Annotated in this window: 3 protein-coding genes; 1 reads left to right on the top strand and 2 read right to left on the bottom strand. The window is 36.9% G+C overall.

Translation table 11 applies throughout. From position 1 onward, the window contains the following. Positions 1 to 20 precede the first annotated feature (20 nt). Entirely contained in the window at positions 21 to 506 is a 486-nt protein-coding gene (locus J7J10_01145) for an HPP family protein (GenBank protein MCD6129550.1), read from the top strand. 15 nt (positions 507 to 521) lie between these two features. Here the strand turns inward: J7J10_01145 and J7J10_01140 are convergent, their stop codons facing one another. Both J7J10_01140 and J7J10_01135 read right to left on the bottom strand, forming a co-directional pair. Then, complete coding sequence (locus tag J7J10_01140; protein MCD6129549.1) at positions 522 to 1,535, bottom strand: alcohol dehydrogenase catalytic domain-containing protein; 1,014 nt, start codon at positions 1,533 to 1,535, stop codon at positions 522 to 524. 9 nt (positions 1,536 to 1,544) lie between these two features. After that, a complete protein-coding gene (locus tag J7J10_01135; protein ID MCD6129548.1) occupies positions 1,545 to 3,110 on the bottom strand; it encodes an NAD(P)H-hydrate dehydratase in 1,566 nt (521 codons plus the stop codon). Between the last annotated feature and the right edge of the window lie 149 nt (positions 3,111 to 3,259).

Genomic DNA, 3,259 nt, shown 5'->3' with positions numbered 1-3,259 from the left:
AAGTGTATTTTGATTAAAACATGAAAGAGTTATTTGCTGAAATTGTTGGAGAGTTTAAATTATACTGGAAAAGTTACATTTTTCAGAGTTTTCTCGCCACTCTTACAACATTCTTAGTACTCCTGGTCTTAAGTGTAAAACATGCGGTGATAGTAGCTTCAATAGGCTCTACTGCTTTTATCATATTCGTAACGCCAGAAAAGAAAATTGCTAGAACAAAAAATGTTATAGGTGGTCATCTGATAGGACTTATTACCGGTTCTTTGTGTGCTTTAATTCCGCATCCTTTGTTTTTACATTCCATCGTTATATACTCACTCGCTGTTGGGTTTTCTATTCTCATAATGGTGATTACAGACACGAAGCATCCGCCCGCATCAGGCACGGCTTTGGGAGTTGCAATCTCGGGTTTCTCTTTAGATGTAACAATTACCGTAATGGCAAGTACTATAATTCTGTCATTGGTTCATTATTTTTTAAGACCATTTCTAAAAGATTTAAGATAGTAATATTTCTATAGATTACCAATCGCCAACCTTTATCACTGCGTTTGGTTCTTTTATTTTTCCCTTCCTGACCAAAATCAGTACATCTTGCAATTCTTCAAATGGAAAAATCTCCTTTCCCGCTTTTATTTGCATTTCATTTGCAATATTTAAAAATTCTTCTCCCCATGATTTCTTTACATTAAACAGTGTTCTTATGTCTCTTCCCCATAAGTTCTGTGAATAATTTTTTATTTCAATGGTTGACATGCTCACCGGTGCCAGCACCAGTATTCCACTTACTTTAAGCCTCCTCAGTGCAGGTTCTACCAGATTTCCTGCAGGTGGAAATACGATGGATTTATCTAATTTGCAGGGCATTTCTTTCTTTGATGCATCTGCTGCCCAGATTGCTCCTGCCTTTTTTGCTGTTTCTATGTTTTTTTGAGATCTGGTGCTCACATAGGTATCAATACCCAGGTGATTTGCAACCTTTAACACATAATATGCAGTTGGACCAAAACCATATAATCCCAATTTTTCCCCTTTTTCTACATCCGTTAGTTTGAATGCACCATATCCTGCTATCCCGGGACACATAAGGGGTGCAATATCTTCTGGCTTTAAATTTATATCGTTTAGATTTAAAGCAAATTTTTCTTTTATAATTGTATATTCTGCATATCCGCCATCTACATCCCATCCGGTGCATTTGAAATCCGGACAATAATTTTCTCTGCCAGACAGACAGTATTTACATTTTCCACAGGTGCTGTTTAACCAGGAAATACCAATTTTATCTCCAATTTTGAACTTTTTTACATCTTTCCCCGTTTTATCTACAATCCCTACAATTTCATGACCAAGTATTAAATTGGGTTTTCTCAAAGGCAGGTCACCTTCTGCAATGTGAATATCTGTTCTGCATACGCCACAGACCAAAACTTTTACTCTTATTTCATTATCTTTGGGATAAGGAGTTTCAACTTCCATTAGTTTTAATGGTCTTCCTTCTATTTTTGCTTGTTTTTCCAGAACCCAGGCTTTCATTACTTCCTCCTATACAACCTGAATTTCGTAACTTTCTTTAAAAAGCTCATCAAAGCTCTCTCTGTAATATTTTACAGCATTGGGAAGGTAGTCTAATATATCCTGTGCTGTTATTCCATCCTCTCCCTTATCCATAGCCGCCAGGTCTCCAGAAAATCCATGCATAAAAACACCCATTCTCACTGCATCAGAGATAGATAATCCTAAACCAAACATAGCGGCAATTGTTCCGGTTAGAACATCACCAGAACCTGCAGTAGCCATACCACAGTTTCCACTCATATTTATAAAAACCCTTTCATCGGGATATCCTATCAAGGAATGAGCTCCCTTTAAAACAATAATGGCATTCAAGTCCTTGCATGTTTTTTGTAATACCTCCGTCTTATTTTCATCTATATCCTTTATGTTTAACTTAGCAATCCGAGACATTTCACCCAAATGAGGAGTGAGAATTGTCTCCGTCCTTCTCTGTTTTATTATTTCTATATCTTTAGAGATTGCCGTAATTCCATCTCCATCTATTAACAATGGTTTTTTAATCTCCTTTGCCAATTCTCTTGCCAATTGTTGTGTTTCTTCATTTAAGGATAAGCCCGGACCCAATATAACCATATCCATCTTTTCCGAGAGTTCTAACAGACTATCTTTATTTTCTAAGGATATACTCCCTGCAGATGTTTCTTTCTGCGGTATAAAGACTATTTCACTGCCTTTGCTGGCTATGAATGGTGTGACAGAAAGAGGTGCAGCTAACCTTGAGTATCCTCCTCCTGCCTTTAAAAAAGATAGTGCGGAGAAATATGGAGCTCCAAAATAACTGGATGCACCTGCAATGAACAAAACTTCTCCAAAATCTCCCTTATGTGCGTCTTTATCTCTTTCTGGTAGTTTTATGGGGTCATTTGTTTCCACTTTTATTGAATCATAGATGGAGGGAGGAAAAGATATGTGTGAAACATACAATTTTCCACACCTGTCATACCCAGGGTATAATATAGTTCCTAATTTGGGAAGACCATAGGTTGTGGTGTAATCTGATTTTATAGCGACACCCATTATCTTTCCGGTGTTGCCATTTATACCAGATGGTATATCTATACTGAATACTCTTTTTCCACTCTCATTTATCAATTGAATAACATCTTTATATGTGCCTCCCACGTCTCTTGTGAGCCCTGTACCGAATATTGCATCTACTATGGCATCGGCATGAACGATGTCTAATTTTACGGCTTCAATGGATTCAACATGTTTAATATTCAGAGGTATTTTAGATGCAATTTCAAAATTTATTTTTGCCGCTCCTGTAAATTTTTTTTCATCACCTAATAGGTATATCTTTACATCTCCACCGTTAGAATGAATCTTCCTGGCAACAACAAGACCATCTCCACCATTGTTGCCTATACCGCAAAAGACAACAAAGCTCTTATTTTTTATGCCAATTTTTTTTAATATAATGAAGTATGCGGCATTGCCTGCATTTTCCATTAAAACTTCCTGCGGGAAACCATATTCCTCTATTGAACGTTTATCTAAATTTCTCATCTCTTCTACTGTAGATACCTTCATTTTCCCTCCTTAAATTATGTAATATCTCCAATTGCAAATTATCCCACAATATGTAAATCTGTCAAGACAAACATCTCTGGTGTTTGCTTGCAACTGCCAGAGGCAGTTGTCAAGACAAAGCTTCGCTTTGCTTGCAAACGCTGAAAGCG

Source organism: Deltaproteobacteria bacterium, from assembly GCA_021159305.1.
Classification (GTDB): domain Bacteria; phylum Campylobacterota_A; class Desulfurellia; order JAGGSF01; family JAGGSF01; genus JAGGSF01.
This window is presented reverse-complemented; position numbering and strand designations above follow the sequence as displayed.